The sequence below is a fragment of the Pseudomonas sp. stari2 genome, assembly GCF_040760005.1.
Lineage (GTDB): Bacteria > Pseudomonadota > Gammaproteobacteria > Pseudomonadales > Pseudomonadaceae > Aquipseudomonas.
In genome coordinates, this window is the sequence record NZ_CP099760.1 from 3,552,013 (window position 1) to 3,567,109 (window position 15,097).

Below are 15,097 nucleotides of genomic sequence, written 5' to 3' on the forward strand. Positions count from 1 at the left end.
AGCTTCAGATAATGATCAGGGGGCAGCACTTGTCTGGCTGCCGAGGTAAGCGGCAACCGACTTGCGATCACCTTCATTCGCAATTTGCAGGGCGATGCCGCGCATCCAGATGCCCAGCTCGTCGGCATGGTTTTCCCCGCCACGCAGGCCTTGAGCAAAATGCTCGAGCTGGCGATCGATGTAGGCGCTATCGAGGATGCCGAGATTCGGCGTTTTCAAGTGGGCGAAACCTTCGCCTTTCGGTCCGTGGCACGCGGAGCACGTCGCCTGGTAAAGCGCTTGCCCATTGGGTTCGTCGGATGGCGCAGCCTTGCGCTTGCCGGTCAATATCTGACTCGAGAAATACCCGGCCAGTGACTTCATATCGCTGTCGCTCAGAGGGGTGGCGATTGCACGCATCTGCGTGCCGTGTGTATCACGGGCGTCGTAGCCGCGCCGTCCGCTCTTGAAGTTCTGCAATTGCGTCTCGAGATATACAGCCTGTTGGCCGGCCAGACGGGGCGCGCCCAATGCCGGGTTGCCCTGCCCATCGGCGCCGTGGCACGCCACGCAGCTGCCAGCCTGTGCAGGCACTTCAGCGTGAGCATCAAGTATCAAGGCGAACAGCAGCACGCCGAACGTAATCCTGACTTTCATCGTTAGCCGTTCTCCATTGTTGTTATTGCCGGGCGATTTGCTGCAGCAAGTCTTCGCGAACATGCTGGATGTCGGTGGGTACGGAAGGTCGCAAGCGCTGCACTTCACGGGCCGTGTAGGGCTCGAAATCATCGGGCAACTCAGCCGGGCTGAACGTCGTCAGCATCCAGTTGAGGACACCAGCGAGCGCCTCATCCGACAGCCCGGACAGCGCCGAGCCCGGCACCTGCACCAGATACGCCCGGCCACCGGGCACACTCAGGAATTTGCCGAGCTGGCCGGGAAATGCCGGAACCTGACGTTGCGGATTACCGCTGCCGTCTGGCAGATGACAACCCTGGCAATTGACCATGTAATCGAACTGCCGGGGCTCGGTTGCCCAGCTCCCGGAAGCTGCAAACGACATCCCGCACACCAGTGTGAACGCGACAAGTACGCGACTGGCCATCCCTACTCTTTCACCCCGATGACCACCGACAGCGAGCAGTGATACGGCATGTCGGCAAGGCTGCCGGAACACCAGTTCAGATCGTTCGAGCTTTGCGGACGGTAAAGCGGCGTATCGCCCTGATCGCGCTGGCACACGCAGCGGCCACAGTTACTTTTGCCGCAGCAATCGTTGTAAGAGATGACGTAGTCCTTGCCGTCAGACGGGTTGCGGCAAGTGCCGATCCAGGTGATGTCCGAGCGCACGGTGCCCGGGGGACAACTGTTGACCGTGCCGCCACAGCAACCACAGAGAAAACCGTCGATAGCGCAATAACGCCAGTAGTCGCAGCTGTTCGGATCGCCGCTTTCCACCAGTCCCGGGCTGGTCTGAGCAAAGGCGCCGCTGCGAAAAACCGGCAGCAATGTCGTGGCGCCAACCCCGATCATCATCGTCCCCAGACCGCCCAGAAATCCTCGCCGCGACGTATTGCGGGCGATCCGACGGGAGAACATCTCCGCCGCTTCATCGAACCATTTGATCGCCATGCTCAGTGCACCTGTTTGTAAAGAGGCTCATCGGACACCTGCAACGTTGCCCGGTACGCCTGAATCGAGGCATATCCCGTGTCCTGGGCTTCCAGCAGGCTTTCCAGATGCTCACGGGAGTTGATCAGGCCATGAGTGACCACGGTGCCGTTGGCATCAATCAACACGCCGTACGGCAACTTGCTGATCTGATAGGCCAGACCGACTTCCTGCGACAGCAGGTAGGGAAACTCATGCAGGCGTTGCGCATCGATGAAGGCTTGATGGGCGGTCAGGTCGCCGTCGCTGGCGAGCACTACGCGCAAGCGCGCCCTTTCGTGCTGACGCAAGGACTTAAGCACCGGCAGCAGCGTCTTGCATACCGGGCAGGTTTCCGAGAGAAAGAACAGCAATGTCGATTGCCCATAGGCGCTGCCCCCACCGATGCTCACCGTGCCGCCGGTGAGGCTGGTTAGGGTGAACGGCGGAGCGACTTCGCCAGCCTTGATCGATTTACCCAGGGACAACGCCCCCACCGGTTTGATGCGTTCGTGCAGCACACCGATCTGCCGGGCCAGCGCCCAGACGGCCAGTAACAGCGCAAGTGTCATCAACCAGGACAGGACGTTGGAAATCATCAGCGCATGCATCGTGGTCATCACAGTTTCCTCAAGGCAGCGTGGTTGGCCATCAGCAAATGGGCCAACCCGTACAGGGCGGTCGCGCTGATGAGCAGAAAGAACAGGGTCAGTACGTCGAGCCACGCCAACGGGCGGCCAGTGGCGGGCAGTACAAGATTCAGCGCCAGCCCCGTAAGCAGCAGGTTGCGCCAGACCAAAGCAACACTAGGTGGCTGAGGTTTGCCCCCGAAGTGGCAACCGCAATCTTCGATCGCCACGCCGCGTCGAACGCTGACAGCCAGGACGCCGGCATAAAGTCCCAGCAACACCACGGCGGGTGAAGCCAGCCAAGGAATCTCCTGACTTAGAAGCAGTCCAGCTGCGCAGAGGATTTCCACGACAGGCAATAAAATAATTAGCACCCTGCGAGATCCTTGTCCGAGCCCGTAGCGCTGCACCACTTGATCGAAGGCCGAGCGATTGCGCAGCTTTTGCATGCCGCTCGAACCCAACAGAAGTGCGAGCAAACCAGCGCTGGCCAGATGCACGAGCGGATCACCGATCACCATGGCATCACCACATTCATGAAGCCCAGCGGAATATCGCCAACACTGCGCAGATGCTGGCCACTGTCGGCGTCGTAGAGGTTGATCCCCTGACGCAACAGAGGCATCAGTCCTGCATCGCCCTGGGTGAGGTAGATCCACATGGTGAAAAGTTTTGGCATCGGTACTACCCAGTCGAGGCTGTAGAGCCGAGGTTGCTGACCTTGGCTGACACCGATGGCGGTACTTTGCTCGTTCAGTTCAATGCGCTTCAAACGCTGTCGGGTCTTCAGGTCATAGACCCAGACTTCGGTGCCGGGCTTCTGGTAATTCTCCGGTTTGTCCTTGTGCATCAACACGAACAACCGGCCGCTGCGCTCGTGCAAGGCAGTGCCATGGTTGCCGGCGATGCTCCAGCCATCGGCACGCTCGGCATCGCTGACCAATGGCCAGTGATGCACCGGCACCACACCCTCGGCGGTCATTTTCAGCGCGTAGGCGTTGTTTTTCTGCGAGACGAAATACCAGGTGTCGCCAACACGCGAACCGGTGGTCAGCAGCAGATCCTGCAGTGGGTCGAACGCGGGGACGGTGCGTTCTTGCAGCACCACCTGCCCCTGATCATCTAGACGTAGATGGAAGAATCCGCCATTGCCGCAAATCGCGTAGAAATCCCGTGGTCCGGCCGGGTACACGGAAGCACATCCCGGTGTTGCCACTTCGCTGACAAACTGCCGGTTTTCCAGATCAACGATAGAGACCGATTGCGCAGGTGTGAAGTTGACCACCAGCAAAAAACGCTCATCGTCCGACAGTACGCTAAGGCCGCTGGAGATCAGCGCCGACATGCGCTTGGCGGGGATTTCGATCTCGTGCTTCGGGCTCAGAGTCCTGGCGTCGTAGACCGTGACCACGTCCGTGCGCTTGCCACGCACGCCACGGCTGAAATAGATCTCACTGGCGTAAATCTCGTCGCGTCGGTGCGACAACACCAGTCCGTTGGACCACATGCCGGTGCTCAACAAGCCGAGATTGCGACCGTTGTCATCGAACAGATACGCACGCCCGTCGACCATGTTCGGGGCATTGCTGCCCCAGATCCAAAACCAGTTCCGGTCGCGGTGATCTCCCAACACTTCGACTCCGGCCTGCTCGGGCACGAACCCGGCGAATACCGGCGATACGGCACAGAAAAAGGTCAAACCACACAGTAAAAGTTGCAGTGAACACTTGAGCATAAAAACACACTTCCGTGGCTTCGAACGACCCAGTCGGCCTGGATTCCAGTCTATGCGGGGGGTATCTGCGGCGACTTGACCCGGGGTGACAGTGCGGTTGGCATCCGGTGTCATTTTTCAGCTCCCGGGACGGCGTCGGGAACGATCACGCCTGTCGGACCGAACAGCAGCAGATCGCCGCTGGTGTTCGCCGCCAGAGCCGCGAGGTTCAAACGATCCTCGCGCTGCTCGACAGAGAAATGTTCGACAGCCGTGTCGGAACGCCCGACCAGTCCGCCGTTGCCGACCCAGGCAACGCGACCGTCATTGAGTTGGGTGACGGCGGTGATCGCCTCGTGGCTGCCGCTGTCCAGCCTTTGCCAGTATCTGCCGGAACTGTCCCCCATCAGCACCCGCCCGCTCATGCCGACCAGAAGGAGGCGCCCGTCGCGCAAGCCGGTTCCACCCCACAGCGAACCACTGACACCGGTATCCAGCGACTGCCAGGTCGCACCGTGATCGCTGGAGCGAAAGGCCTTGCCGGATTCCGCGGCAATGAACAACGTGCCATCACGCCCTGCAAACAAGGCGTTGAGATGATGATCCTCGCCCTCCTCACCCACCTGCATCGCTTGCCATGTCGCGCCACCGTCCAGGGTCTGCGCAGCGTAGCCATAAGCACCGACGACCATGCCGTGGCGGGCATTTTCAAACCACACCGAAAGCAGAGTCGGTTGGTCGTCCAGACGCTTTTGCAGGACCCAGGTCTGGCCGCCGTCATCGCTGTGCAACACCACACCATTGTGGCCGACCGCCCAGCCCTGCCGGTCATCGGCGAAGCTCAACGCAGTCAGCAAACCGTCGACCGGGACGCTTTTGGATTGGGTCCAGACCCGGCCATCATCGGAATGAACGATCACGCCGTGGTCGCCGACCGCCACCCAGTGCTGTCCGGTCCGGGCGACCGCCACCAACGGGGCCGATTGCGCGTTGTTCAGCAAAATAGCCGGTGAATCGATTTCAGTTGCCCAAAGCCTGCCGACGAAAACCAGAACCCAGGCCACGGCCAACCAACGAAACCATTGAAGTACAATCATCGAGGGGCTCCTCGTCAGTGCGCGATCAGAGGCGCACGAACCGGCCCCCGACGCGGAATCAGGATTTCCAGTACCACGGCCAATGCGGGCAGCAGGGTAATGGCCATCAACATGTTGGCCATGAACATGAAAGTCAGTAGCAGTCCCATGTCAGCCTGAAACTTCAGCGCCGAGAACGACCAGGTGGCGACACCGACTGACAGGGTCAATGCGGTGAACACCGTTGCCACGCCTACTTCTCGCAGGGCCAACTGGAAGGCATTGACGATGTCCTGACCACGGGCCAGATGCATCTGCAAGCGGTTGTAGATATAGAACGCGTAATCCACGCCGATGCCAACGGCGAGTACCATCACCGGCAAGGTGGCGACGGTCAGGCCGATGTCGAGCGCTTTCATGAACCCGTAGCCGAGAAAGGTCGCCAGCGTCAGCGGTGCACAGCAGGCGATCATTGCGCGCCAGTCGCGATAGACCAGCAGCACCAGCAGCGCGATGGTCAGGTACACATACAACATCATCGGTAGTTCGCAGGCTTCGACCACGTCGTTGGTCGCTGCCTGAACACCGGCATTGCCGCTGGCCAGGCGTAGGGTCACGCCGGGCATGCCGTGTTCGGCCCGATAGCGCTCGACGGCGTTGACCACCCGTTTGAGGGTGCTGGCCTTGTGATCGGCCAGATACAGATTGACCGGCAGCAGTGTGCAGTCGGCGTTGTAGAGATGCAGTGCTTCCGGAACCTGACGGACAGCCTCACCCAGCGACAACTCATCCCGAGGCAGAGCGGCCCATTTCGGGTTGCCCTCATTGACCCCGGAGGCCGCCAGCTTCGCCAGGGCCGGCAGCGATTGCGCCGAAAGCACGCCCGGTATGTTGCCCAGTGCCCAGGTCAGACGATCCACGTGGGCCATGACGTCTTGCCGATAGCAGCCGCCCGCAGGCGTTTCCACCACCACGGTGAACTGGTCGAGCCCCAAGGAAAAATGGCTGACCACACTTTCCACATCCCGGTTGTAGCGCGAATCCTCGCGCAACTCCGGTGCTCCAGGCAGTACATGACCAATGTGTCGACCCTGGCTTTGCCATACCGCCATGGCCATCAGCGACAGACACAACAAGGTCGTAATCACTGCATTGCGCGGTTCGGCAATGCGTCCGAGTCTGACCATCGCATTGTCGCGTCTGGCCCGCAGCCGTTCGACCCGTGCGACCCAGCCCTGATCGAAACGGAAATAGCTTGCCATCAACGGCAACATGATCAGGTTGGTGATGATCTTGTACGCCACACCGACCGACGCCGTGATCGCCAACTCGCGAATCATCGGGATCGGAACTAGTACCAGCGTGGCAAAACCGACGAATGCCGTGATCAGGGCCAACGTGCCGGGTATGAACAGCGCAACGAAGCTGCGCCGGGCGGCGGTCATCCCGTCGGCCCCGGCACAGACCTCCCTGGCGATGAAATTGACCTGTTGCACGCCGTGGGACACCCCTACCGCAAACACCAGGAACGGCACGAGTATCGCCAGTGGATCGAGCCCGAAGCCCAGCAGCGTGAGGGTGCCGAACTGCCAGACCACCGACACCAGAGAGCACAGCAACGGCAACAGTGTCAGCGCCCAAGAGCGGGTATATCCATAGACAGCCAGTGCCGTGAGCACGAAGGCCAGGGCGAAAAAGGCCACCACGCTCTTGGCACCGGCACCGATATCGCCCATTTGTCTGGCGAAGCCGATAATCTGCACGTCGAGATCGGCATCGGCGTATTTCGCACGGACTTCGTCTTCCAGACGCTGACTGAATTGCAGGTAATTAAGACGCTGGCCGGTCTGCGGATCCGGGTCGGCCAGTTCGGCCACCACCATAGCGCCGCTGTAGTCGTTGGCCACCAGACTGCCGACGAAACCGCCGACGATGGTGCGCTCGCGAATGCCGGCAATCGCCTGGTCGTCCAGCGTGCTCACGGTGACATCGCCACCGATCACGTCTTCGGCCTTCATGCCCTCTTCCGTGATCTGAACGGCACGGGTGTTGGGTGTCCACAGCGAGGTGACGCTGCGCCGGTCGATGCCGGGCATGAAAAACAGCGTCTGGGTCAGGTCGTACAGGCGAGTCATCGCCTGTCTGTTCCAGATATCACCGTGCCTGGCATGCAGCACCACGATCACCCGGTTGGCGCCGAACAGCACGTCGCGGTACTGGTTAAAGGTCTTGATGAATTCGTGTTGCTGCGGCAGTTGCTTGTCGAAACCGGCCGACATCTCCAGTCGCGAGGCGAAGTTGCCCATGATCATTGTGATGACCGCCAGCAGGCCAAGCGTTGCCAGGCGATGACGGAAGAAAAAGCGCTCGAGCGCCGACACCAGGAAAGCCACCATGGAATGCCTCGATACAGCCGCTATCGCGGACAACCTTTCGTCGCCCGGATCGCGCTGCGGGATCAGAAGGAGTAGGAAACGTTGCCGCTGAGGAAATCGCGGTCAGCCATCAGGTTGTTGTCGCCACCGCCCCAGAACTGCACCCATTGCAGTCCACCCTTCCAGCGGTCGCGGTAGTTGAACAGCAGCGCGGCGCTGAGCGATTTGCGCCCCTCCACGAACGGCATGGCGTTGGGCGACGTGCCCTTCACGTCATGGCTGAAATCTAGCTGCGGAGTGACTGTGATACCGGTGTCGAACAGGTTGGGATAGTTGATGCCGACCTCGGTGACGTAGCCCCAGGAGGTCTTGTCCGGGATCGAGTAGTCCGGCAGCAGATAAGGCACCTTGCCGGAGGTGTCCAGCCCCGGATAACGCGTGGCCACCGCTTCGGCGAGGATGAAACCATCCGAAGCGCCCAGCGCGCTCGGGATAAATCCGAGCGGATCATTGGCGGAGAAGGTGTAAACGGCATTCACGTCGACCTGCCATTTCTTTTCTTCGACAAAGCCTTTGTTCACGCCGGTATCGAACACGCTGTAGGGGTTGTAGCTCCCCGTGAGGCCGCGTCCGAACGGCACGGTCGGGTCAATCGCCACGCTGTCCTCTGGCCGGTAGGAAATCTCGCCGGCGACCGCGACCGGGCCGGCCATGGTGCTTGCCGACAATCCGAACAGGTTTTTATCTTCGCCGTAGTTGATGAAGTAATTGTCCACCACCAGATTGTCCGGGTTATTGACGGCGGAGTACCCGACAAAGGGCAGCTTGTCGTGATAACGCTGATAGAACACACCGAAGTCGGTCGCAATGATTTCCGCCGTCCAGCGCAGTGCAATACCGTACTGGCCGCCATTCCTTGCTTCGCGCTCTCCGCCGTAGGGAACGGCGAGTCCTGCAACGATCAGCTCGGCATCGCTCAGGCCGCTGATGTTCGGCGCACCACAATGACCTTTCGGCAGACCGGCACAGGCGCCGCTGCCCGTCAGTCCTTCCACGTAGTTTGTCGGGTAATAGATTGGACGACGGCCCTCACCCACGACATCCGCCGACGAGAAGTAAGTACCCACCGGATCGAGGGCATAGGCATTCCATTTGAACTGGTAGTAAGCCTCAACACTGACGGTGTCGGTCAGGCCAATATTGAATGAAGCCATCGGTGCCGGAACGAACACCTCTTTCAACTGGGTACCGGGGGTGTGGTACTTGGGCAGGCTCAGGGCGTTGATCTGGTTGATGCCACCGGGCACGAAGATTTCCGATCCCCAGCTGATCACTTGATTACCGACCTTGACCTTGGCCGGCATGTCGCCCAGATCGAAACGTTTAGCCACCCACAGATCAAGCAGGTCGAAACGCTCGGTAGCATCTCGCCTGGCCTGATCGTCCAGTCCGGTGGTGCGCACGTTGTCCATCTTGAAGTCCCTGGCCCAGGCGACCCGGCCCAGCGCACTCCAGCCATCGCCAAAGCGCAGGCTCAATTCATGATTGCCCTTGATGACTTCGGAATACACATCGTGCTTGTCGTAGTTGAGATTGCCGTCGTCGCCGTTGCTGTAGTTAATGTCGGCATTGGCGTAGCCGTTGCCCCGAACCGGGTTGTAGTAGCGCGCCAGTTCATTGCCGGTGCCGGTGTTGCAGCCGCCACTGTCGTTGCCGAGGATGTGGCAATCGGGTGACTGCAGGCGGCTGGCGAAGCCAACGGACAGCGTGGAGTCGAAGCTGCCGGAAATCCCCGCCTCGTTGCCGAACATCAGGGCATGACTCGATGGTATCCACGCCAGGTTGATCGCTAAGGCAACCGCCAGCACGCAGGCGTTTCGCAGGAACGGGGCTCCCTGCGGTGCGATTGCACCGCATGAATTATTGCTCTTGTTCATGGGACAGCTCTCTGGAAGGGATCAGCGTTCGCCGCGACGACGCAGCTCATTGGCGTTGAACATCTTGTCGCTCACGCGTCCTTGCAGACCTGCCGTCAGATCGATGGACTCCCCTTCCTGAGTGAATCCGTCAGCGATATAGCGCCGCGCGATCAGGTCGTAGCTGACGTATTCGAATCCTGTACACGTCTGAATCTCGGGATCTGCCCACAGACTGCCCTCCTGTATCCGCCAGAGATTGCCCTTGGCGTCATACATGTCGACATGCAACAGGCTCCAGCTGTCCTCGTCGAAATAGAACATCCGCTTGGCGAACGAATGGCGCTTGTCAGCCTTGACCGTGGCCTCGACTACCCATACCCGATGCTTCTCATAACGTTGCACGTCTCGATTCAGGTAGTCCTGGCCGATCAATTTTTCGTAGGTGTTGGACTTGTCGACAAGCTTGTAAGAGTTGTAAGGCACGACCATTTCTTGCTTGCCGATCAACTTGAAGTCGTAGCGATCCAGCGCGCCGGTGAACATGTTGATCTGATCGACAAAGTACAGATTGTCGGAACCGGCGATGGGATTGTCGTAGGCGAACGATGGCGCCAGACGTACCCGACGCTGACCGGGAAAATAGATCCACGAACTCTGGACCTTATCGAGAAACGAGTGCACCAGGTACATCTCGCCAGCACGGGAGGATGGCGACAACACGTCGTAAAGCAGCTTGGCTTCGATGCCATCGGTGTCAGCCGGCGCCTTTACCGCCGCGTCGTTATAGGGGTAGAACTCGCTCGCCCATTGTTTGACTTCGGTCAGGGACCCACCCTTTTCCCGCATCAGGAACGAAATCTGCGCACGACGCCCCTTGGCCATGTAGCGCAACTTGTAGTTCCACATCGCCTGAATGCCGTTTTCCGGAATCGGGAAAGGCACGGCGGCGCCGGCGGCCTGCTCCAGGCGCCAGCCATCGCTGCCGATCCGCGCCTGACCGGCCAGTGACTTCGTGCGCGCAGCCACTTCATCCGGGATCGCACAACTGCGATGACTCGGGTAAACGTTCAGGTGGTAGCCGGGATAGGCCTTGATCAGTGCGGCCTGACCTTCGGGAAGAAGTTTCAGGTATTGGGCCAGGTTGTTTGCATCGATAGAGTAAAGGGGCTTGTCGCCGGCGTAGGGATCACCATGGCCCGGTGTCCAGCCGGCTGGCGCCTTCGCAAGGCCGCCGTTCCACGCGGGAATGCTTCCATCGGCGTTGCCGGCCTTTTCTGCGCCGATGGGTGTCAGTTCCCCACCCGGTTTGCTGAAGTCAGCCGCCGCAACGGCGTGCACCTGACTGAAACCGCAGAGCGCCAACAGCGCGCCACCCAACAACGAACGCGGGAGGTTTCTCATGTACGTCTCCTGGAGGGATCTTGTTATGTGTTTTTGTTGAAGGGATGACCGGACCGGTTGAAAAAGGGGCTGACAAACATCCAGCCCAAACAAGGTTCTGGTACACCTCGATGCAAAAACTAACCAAGGCACCGGGAGACGGCTTGCCAGCAGATGACAGGGCTTTTGACATCTGACGCCAATCGAGTGAAACGCTCAGGCGGGTGCAGCTTGCCCTCGTGCCCGCGAAAGGCTGATGATGAAAAGGCCCGTCGGGCAACAAGAACAGGCTAGTCAAGCAATCAAAGGCCGTAGCGCACAATGAAATCCGTCCGTACCGTCATGTCTGAAAACTTCTTTCGTCGATTCCGCGATGTCTTTGCACCACACCTGAGTGCCGTAGGCATGGACACCCGGGTCCTTGAACGGGCCGACATCGAAATACCCGGCGAGCAGTACGTCGCACTCTGGGAGGCAGCCGGCACGGTGAACCCTGATATCGGCCTTGATCTGGGCATTCAGACCGAAGCCAATGATTTCGGTGCACTCGGCCATGCCCTGCACTGCGCGCCGAGCGTCGAAAAAGCGCTGCGCATGCTGGAACAGTTCATCATTGTTTTCGCTCAGGAGTCAGTCATTAACTTCGAGTGCGAATCCAGATCGGCCTATGTCGAATATAAGATCATCGCCCCGACCATCCTCTATCGACGTCAGGATTCGGAATTCACGATTGCGTCGATTTTCCACCAGATCAATCTGCTGACGGACTGCATGATCAAGCCGCTTCGTGTCGACTTCGAACACGCAAAACCAGCAGATATTTCTGCACACAAGCGAATCTTCCAGTGCCCGATCCATTTCAATCAGCCCAGCAACCGGCTTCACTTGTCGCTCAACACCCTGCGCCTGCCGGTTTCCCATGCCAACGAACGCTTGCATGAGGCCCTTGAGCCGTATCTTGAGCGGCAACGAAAGGAGCGGGTAATTTCCGACGACATCCTGCCGCAGATCACCCGCATGATTGCCTCGGGCATGAGCAGCGGCAACCTGTCGTTGGTGGAGATCAGCGAGCAAATGGGCCTTAGCCGGCGCACCTTACAGCGCCGACTCAAGGATCAAGGCATCGAATTTTCATCGCTGATCGAAGATGTACGACGGGAACTGGCCCTGGCCTACATGCAGGGCTCGGATTATTCGGTGACGGAGATTTCGTTGCTGGTCGGCTATTCCGAATCCAGCTCGTTCACTCGCGCCTTTCGCCGCTGGACCGGCCAATCCCCCCAACAATACCGTGCTGCCCACCTGCCTCTTCGTTGATCGACCGACACGGCACAGCCGCCCGAGCTGATGGTTGGCACGTTGTGCCGACAAGACTGGCACCCACGGACAATTCGTCGACCGACCCGCTCGCTAACCTGAAATCCTTCCTTTGGGCCTGACGATCGGGCCGCTGCGCACCCGGCGGCATCCGTCAGACGCCAATCCGACTGTCCACCGGAGATTTCAGCATGAACCTGGCAGCCCCGGCGCTCTCCATCGACCGCAGCGAAGCAGAGGCCACACGTATATTTACCCTACAAACGGCCGCGCACCGGACCAACCCTGTTCCGAGCCTGCAGACACGAAAAGCCAACCTTAAACGACTGGAACGACTGTTGCTGGATAACCAGCACGCCATTTGCGAAGCGATCAGCCAGGATTTCGGAAACCGGGCCCACCAGGAAACGAAACTCCTTGAGTTATTCCTATCGGTTGACGGCATTCGTGATTGCCGCAAACGCCTAGGGAGCTGGATGAAGCCCCAGTCCAGGCACGGTTCGATCTGGTTTCTGGGTGCACGCAACACCGTGGTTCCGCAGCCCAAAGGCGTCGTCGGTGTAGTCGCGCCGTGGAATTACCCTTTGTTTCTGGTGATGGGGCCGGTGACCAGTGCACTGGCAGCCGGCAACCGTTGCATGGTGAAAATGGCCGCGAACTCGCGGCATTTGTGCAAATTGCTGCATCGGTTGGTCGCGGAGAATTTTGTCGAAGAGACGCTGGCCATCGTGCCGAATGTCAGCGGGTCGGTTTTTTCGAGCCTTCCGTTTGACCACTTGATCTTCACCGGCTCGGCGGATACCGGGCGTCAGGTCATGAAAGCGGCCTCGGCCAACCTGACACCGGTCACGCTCGAATTGGGTGGCAAATCCCCCGTCATCGTGGCCGAAGACTTCGACCTGAAGACAGCGGCCACGCGCATCATGCAAATGAAGACGGTCAACGCGGGCCAGACCTGCGTGGCACCCGACTATGCCTTCGTTCACGAGTCGCAGCTCGAAGCCTTCGTCAGCCAATGTCGTGCAGTCGGGGCCAAGCGCTACAGCGCTATCGAAGCGAGCGACTACACATCGATCATTGACCGCCCCTCCTACGAACGATTGCAAAACTATCTGGAAGACGCGCGGAACAAAGGGGCAAGAATCATCCCGTTGCTTCCCGGGCGCACCCATGACGCGCAGACGCGAAAAATCTGCCCGGTGCTGGTGGTGAACACCCACGAGGACATGCATCTGATGCAAGAGGAGATCTTCGGACCGATCCTGCCGGTGAAAACCTATCGAACCCTCGATGAAGTGCTGAACTACATCCAGGATCGCGATCACCCGCTGGCACTTTATCTGTTCACTCATCAGCGAGCGGTTCAGGAAAAGGTCATCGCGCTGACACAGTCGGGAGGCGTGGCCATCAACGACTGCGGTCTGCATGTCGCCCAGCACGACCTGCCTTTCGGCGGCGTGGGCGCCAGCGGCATGGGGCACTACCACGGGTATGAAGGTTTCGTAGAATTCTCCAAGCTGCGCCCGATCTTCAAGCAATTCATCCGCCCGGCCTTCCCGTTGCTCTACCCACCCTATGGAAAACTTTTCGACCGGTTGATGCGCCTGATGCTGGGACGCTGACTCAAGCGGTCATCCGATAGCTGTAGGGCCTTCGCCCCCTTCCTGATGACGAGAACAAGAACATGACAGTCGATCCGCGTGCGCACCTGGAAAACAAATCGTTTTGGCAACGCAACTACGGCGCTTACTCACCCAACCCGCCGCTGGCTCAAAGTTTCAAGGCGGATGTGGTGATCATCGGCGCCGGGTTCACCGGCCTGAATACCGCTTGGCAGTTCAAGCAGGACAACCCCAACGCCCGGGTGGTGGTGCTGGAAGCAGCTATCGTCGGCTTTGGTGCCAGCGGTCGCAATGCCGGATTCAGTACGAAAATGTTTGGCCTGGAGCCGGAGATGGTGCTGTTGCGCTGGGGACGGCAGAAAATGCTCGAGGCCCATCAATACTTAAAAAAGGCCGTGGCCTACACCAGAAACCTCATCGAAGAGCACCAGTTCCAGTCCGACTACCAACACAACGGCCTGGTCCGCATAAGTTATTGTGACAAGCAACTGGATCGAATGAAGAAAACCTATCAGCTTTTCCAGGAGCTGGGCATTGATGACGACATGATCTGGAGAGACAGATCCCGGGTACAGCAGGACTTCCATTCGGATCAGTTCGCCGGTGGAGTATACGAATCCGATACCGGGCAACTCGACCCCTGCAAACAGGTGCGAGCGCTGAAGAGACTGGCGGAATCCGCCGGGGTGGAAATCTACGAGACCACGCCGGTGACCCATATCGAACGAACGGCTTCGGTCATTCTCATCGAAACGCCGAGCCACAAAATCGCGGCTGACAAAATCGTCGTGGCCACCAATGCCTATTCACGGCAAATACCCGACACCCGACGGCTGCAGACCCGTCAGTACCCGCTTTGGACCTATCAGATCGTCACCGAACCATTGACAGAGAAGCAATGGGACAGCATTGGCTGGAAGGACAGGCAGTCGTTTGGCGACAACCGCCAAATGCTCCATTACTTCAGACCGACCGCCGATGGCCGCATCATCATGGGCGGCGGTGATGCGATCGTTTATCGGACAGAAGCCATGCGTGAGGTGCCTGCACCGGCGAGCTGGGATCACTGTGAAGCGCATTTGAAGTGGATCTACCCGCAACTCAGGGATACTCGAATCGACTATCGATGGGGCGGGCCTGTTTCGGTAAATGTTGATATGGTTCCAGAGATTAGCTTCATCAATGACGAACGCGTTATCTATTCCGGCGGATGCTTTGGTCATGGAGTGGCCTTGACCCACCTCAATGGCCGAACCATTGCCGACCTGCTCAACGGCAATAAGACCGAACTGACAGACTTCTGGATCGTCAATCGTCGGTCGATTTCGTTGAGTAGCGACACACTGACCTTTCTTGGCGGCAGAATGGCCCGACGCGCACTTCGAGCCTGGGACTGGTGGGAAGAAAAAGCTTTGGAACCAAAAACCTGAGTAAAA

At 59.1% G+C, this 15,097-nt stretch carries 13 protein-coding genes; 3 read left to right on the top strand and 10 right to left on the bottom strand.

Annotated elements, in window-relative coordinates:
• Nucleotides 1–15: 15 nt before the first annotated feature.
• The 10 genes from NH234_RS15960 to NH234_RS16005 all read right to left on the bottom strand — a co-directional run bounded on the left by NH234_RS15960 (nt 16) and on the right by NH234_RS16005 (nt 10,743).
• Nucleotides 16–636, bottom strand: a complete 621-nt coding sequence (locus tag NH234_RS15960) for a c-type cytochrome (protein WP_085695984.1) — start codon at nt 634–636, stop codon at nt 16–18.
• Between the two features lie 22 nt (nt 637–658).
• Nucleotides 659–1,042 (bottom strand): cytochrome c, encoded by a 384-nt coding sequence (locus NH234_RS15965; RefSeq protein ID WP_367253345.1) that lies wholly within the window; start codon nt 1,040–1,042, stop codon nt 659–661.
• A gap of 44 nt (nt 1,043–1,086) precedes the next feature.
• Complete coding sequence (locus NH234_RS15970; protein ID WP_085695982.1) at nt 1,087–1,611, bottom strand: methylamine dehydrogenase light chain; 525 nt, start codon at nt 1,609–1,611, stop codon at nt 1,087–1,089.
• A gap of 2 nt (nt 1,612–1,613) precedes the next feature.
• Nucleotides 1,614–2,249 carry a methylamine dehydrogenase accessory protein MauD gene (gene mauD, locus NH234_RS15975; RefSeq protein ID WP_367253346.1) on the bottom strand — a complete coding sequence of 212 codons (636 nt, stop codon included), beginning with the start codon at nt 2,247–2,249 and terminating at the stop codon, nt 1,614–1,616.
• Complete coding sequence (locus NH234_RS15980) at nt 2,249–2,779, bottom strand: MauE/DoxX family redox-associated membrane protein (RefSeq protein ID WP_367253347.1); 531 nt, start codon at nt 2,777–2,779, stop codon at nt 2,249–2,251. The genes mauD and NH234_RS15980 overlap by 1 nt, the downstream gene beginning before the upstream one ends.
• On the bottom strand, nt 2,773–3,993 hold the full coding sequence (locus tag NH234_RS15985) for an amine dehydrogenase large subunit (RefSeq protein WP_367253348.1): 1,221 nt from the start codon (nt 3,991–3,993) through the stop codon (nt 2,773–2,775). Before NH234_RS15985 ends, NH234_RS15980 begins: the two co-directional genes overlap by 7 nt.
• 110 nt (nt 3,994–4,103) lie before the next feature.
• Entirely contained in the window at nt 4,104–5,069 is a 966-nt protein-coding gene (locus NH234_RS15990) for a WD40/YVTN/BNR-like repeat-containing protein (RefSeq protein ID WP_367253349.1), read from the bottom strand.
• Between the two features lie 14 nt (nt 5,070–5,083).
• Nucleotides 5,084–7,444, bottom strand: coding sequence for an RND family transporter (locus NH234_RS15995; RefSeq protein ID WP_367253350.1), 2,361 nt, complete (start codon nt 7,442–7,444; stop codon nt 5,084–5,086).
• 62 nt (nt 7,445–7,506) lie between these two features.
• A complete protein-coding gene (locus NH234_RS16000) occupies nt 7,507–9,360 on the bottom strand; it encodes a DUF1302 domain-containing protein (RefSeq protein WP_367253351.1) in 1,854 nt (617 codons plus the stop codon).
• Nucleotides 9,361–9,381: 21 nt separating this feature from the next.
• A complete protein-coding gene (locus tag NH234_RS16005; RefSeq protein ID WP_085695975.1) occupies nt 9,382–10,743 on the bottom strand; it encodes a DUF1329 domain-containing protein in 1,362 nt (453 codons plus the stop codon).
• A gap of 300 nt (nt 10,744–11,043) precedes the next feature.
• Here NH234_RS16005 and NH234_RS16010 point away from each other — a divergent pair, with 300 nt between their 5' ends.
• The 3 genes from NH234_RS16010 to NH234_RS16020 all read left to right on the top strand — a co-directional run bounded on the left by NH234_RS16010 (nt 11,044) and on the right by NH234_RS16020 (nt 15,091).
• Nucleotides 11,044–12,039: an AraC family transcriptional regulator gene (locus tag NH234_RS16010; protein WP_367253352.1), complete on the top strand. Its 996-nt coding sequence runs from the start codon at nt 11,044–11,046 to the stop codon at nt 12,037–12,039.
• Nucleotides 12,040–12,230: 191 nt separating this feature from the next.
• Nucleotides 12,231–13,661 carry a coniferyl aldehyde dehydrogenase gene (locus NH234_RS16015; RefSeq protein WP_367253353.1) on the top strand — a complete coding sequence of 477 codons (1,431 nt, stop codon included), beginning with the start codon at nt 12,231–12,233 and terminating at the stop codon, nt 13,659–13,661.
• 62 nt (nt 13,662–13,723) lie between these two features.
• Complete coding sequence (locus tag NH234_RS16020; RefSeq protein WP_367253354.1) at nt 13,724–15,091, top strand: NAD(P)/FAD-dependent oxidoreductase; 1,368 nt, start codon at nt 13,724–13,726, stop codon at nt 15,089–15,091.
• The last annotated feature ends 6 nt before the right edge of the window (nt 15,092–15,097 follow it).

Coding starts and splice junctions, on each gene's coding strand:
- NH234_RS15970 (WP_085695982.1), bottom strand. CDS start 1,611: ATGGCGATCAAATGGTTCGATGAAGCGGCGGAGATGTTCTCCCGTCGG.
- NH234_RS15995 (WP_367253350.1), bottom strand. CDS start 7,444: ATGGTGGCTTTCCTGGTGTCGGCGCTCGAGCGCTTTTTCTTCCGTCAT.
- mauD (WP_367253346.1), bottom strand. CDS start 2,249: ATGACCACGATGCATGCGCTGATGATTTCCAACGTCCTGTCCTGGTTG.
- NH234_RS15990 (WP_367253349.1), bottom strand. CDS start 5,069: ATGATTGTACTTCAATGGTTTCGTTGGTTGGCCGTGGCCTGGGTTCTG.
- NH234_RS16000 (WP_367253351.1), bottom strand. CDS start 9,360: ATGAACAAGAGCAATAATTCATGCGGTGCAATCGCACCGCAGGGAGCC.
- NH234_RS15985 (WP_367253348.1), bottom strand. CDS start 3,993: ATGCTCAAGTGTTCACTGCAACTTTTACTGTGTGGTTTGACCTTTTTC.
- NH234_RS16005 (WP_085695975.1), bottom strand. CDS start 10,743: ATGAGAAACCTCCCGCGTTCGTTGTTGGGTGGCGCGCTGTTGGCGCTC.
- NH234_RS16020 (WP_367253354.1), top strand. CDS start 13,724: ATGACAGTCGATCCGCGTGCGCACCTGGAAAACAAATCGTTTTGGCAA.
- NH234_RS16010 (WP_367253352.1), top strand. CDS start 11,044: ATGAAATCCGTCCGTACCGTCATGTCTGAAAACTTCTTTCGTCGATTC.
- NH234_RS15980 (WP_367253347.1), bottom strand. CDS start 2,779: ATGGTGATCGGTGATCCGCTCGTGCATCTGGCCAGCGCTGGTTTGCTC.
- NH234_RS15960 (WP_085695984.1), bottom strand. CDS start 636: ATGAAAGTCAGGATTACGTTCGGCGTGCTGCTGTTCGCCTTGATACTT.
- NH234_RS16015 (WP_367253353.1), top strand. CDS start 12,231: ATGAACCTGGCAGCCCCGGCGCTCTCCATCGACCGCAGCGAAGCAGAG.
- NH234_RS15965 (WP_367253345.1), bottom strand. CDS start 1,042: ATGTCGTTTGCAGCTTCCGGGAGCTGGGCAACCGAGCCCCGGCAGTTC.